This window comes from Mesorhizobium sp. A556 (assembly GCF_054489545.1).
Map to the genome: position 1 here is coordinate 1 of NZ_JBTMXA010000055.1, position 1,283 is coordinate 1,283.

The window sequence follows — 1,283 nt, forward strand, 5'->3', positions numbered from 1 at the left end:
AGGCGTGTCCGCGCTCACGCTCCCATTGCGGTGTGGCGGGCAATTCCTCGTAGGCGCCGAAAACCACAACGCTTTGCCATTTCCGAGCGCTCTCCATCTCGTCAACCTGGACGCAGACCTGATCATTCTGCCGCATCCATTCAACCTTCTGGCCCATCAGCGAAAAGCTATAAAGATGATTGTCGGAAAACGCGTAATGGAACGGGACAACATAAGGTTGGTTTTCTCGGGCGCAGGCCAGGCGCCCAAGCCGATTGCCCGATAGAACGAGAATACTTTCTTGTCGTGTCATGTCGATTACGTTCATCGCTAGCTCCTGTGTTTCCGGTTGCAGTGCTCAGAGCGCGATCTGGAACGGTGTGAGGACGCCTGCTTTTGGAACCTTTCCATCAACGATAGCCGACGCACATGACGTAATCGCGCAAAAGCGTCTCTTCCTGTTCTACTTCCAACATGAGAGCTTCGAGCGCATCGCGTGCATTGAGTACGCCGATGGGTACAGACCCTGCGTTGGTGATGGGAACGTTCTTCAGCCGGCGCTCTTTCATGAGCGACCAGATGTCGTGCAACCAGTCAGTCGGCCGACAAATAGTGGGATCCTGGGTCATCACCGACGAAATAGCGAGGTGACATGAGGAGCCCTCGCACCGGCCGATCTGACGAACGATATCCGTTTTCGTAACCACCCCTTTCAAAAGGCCGTCCGAAGCGCAGACGACGACAAGGTCCGACGACCCGCTCAGCAGCCGCGCCGCCTCGAGCAACGGTGCATCATATCCGACGGTGACGAGCCGCTTGTGAGCAGCGGGTAGGACCCTATCGATGAGCATAATCTCTTCCTTTCGCGTCCTCTCAATAGGCCAAGCAGACACGCAGCACCGCCGCGATACCCGTCGTCGCCAGCGCGAAGCAGCCGAAGCGCATTGCGATCAAGACTGGAAATCTGGCCGCGGAGTGGACGTAGTCCTCGACTATAACCTGAAGTCCGAGCGCCATGTGATAAAACAAGGCTACCAGCAGCAGAACCATGCCTACTATCGAGATCGGCATTCTGAGCCAGGCCACGAAGCTGGCATAATCGCGCCCAGACAGAGTGACGAGAGACACCAAGAACCATAGTGTCAGCGGAACCAGCGCGATGGCCGTCGTGCGTTCAGCCCACCAATGCCCGACACCTTTTCTGGCCGAACCAAGTCCGATGGCTCGGTTCATTGGGGAGCGGGTATCGGTCTTGCGCATCGTCTTATCCCGCCACGAGGGCGCTCAGGAACCACGTTGCTCCC

Annotated in this window: 3 protein-coding genes; all 3 read right to left on the reverse strand. The window is 57.2% G+C overall.

What is annotated here, in order from left to right; genetic code table 11:
• On the reverse strand, positions 1–307 hold a 307-nt coding region (locus tag ACX3P0_RS25240; RefSeq protein ID WP_459092964.1), incomplete at its 3' end, for a pyridoxamine 5'-phosphate oxidase family protein.
• A gap of 82 nt (positions 308–389) precedes the next feature.
• Positions 390–830: a CBS domain-containing protein gene (locus ACX3P0_RS25245; RefSeq protein WP_459092966.1), complete on the reverse strand. Its 441-nt coding sequence runs from the start codon at positions 828–830 to the stop codon at positions 390–392.
• A 22-nt stretch (positions 831–852) separates the two neighbouring features.
• Positions 853–1,239 carry a succinate dehydrogenase, hydrophobic membrane anchor protein gene (sdhD, locus tag ACX3P0_RS25250; protein WP_459092968.1) on the reverse strand — a complete coding sequence of 129 codons (387 nt, stop codon included), beginning with the start codon at positions 1,237–1,239 and terminating at the stop codon, positions 853–855.
• Positions 1,240–1,283: the final 44 nt, after the last annotated feature.

Bases quoted from the DNA above. Each gene is read 5' to 3' on its own strand.
- ACX3P0_RS25245 (WP_459092966.1), bottom strand. From the start codon at position 830: ATGCTCATCGATAGGGTCCTACCCGCTGCTCACAAGCGGCTCGTCACC.
- sdhD (WP_459092968.1), bottom strand. From the start codon at position 1,239: ATGCGCAAGACCGATACCCGCTCCCCAATGAACCGAGCCATCGGACTT.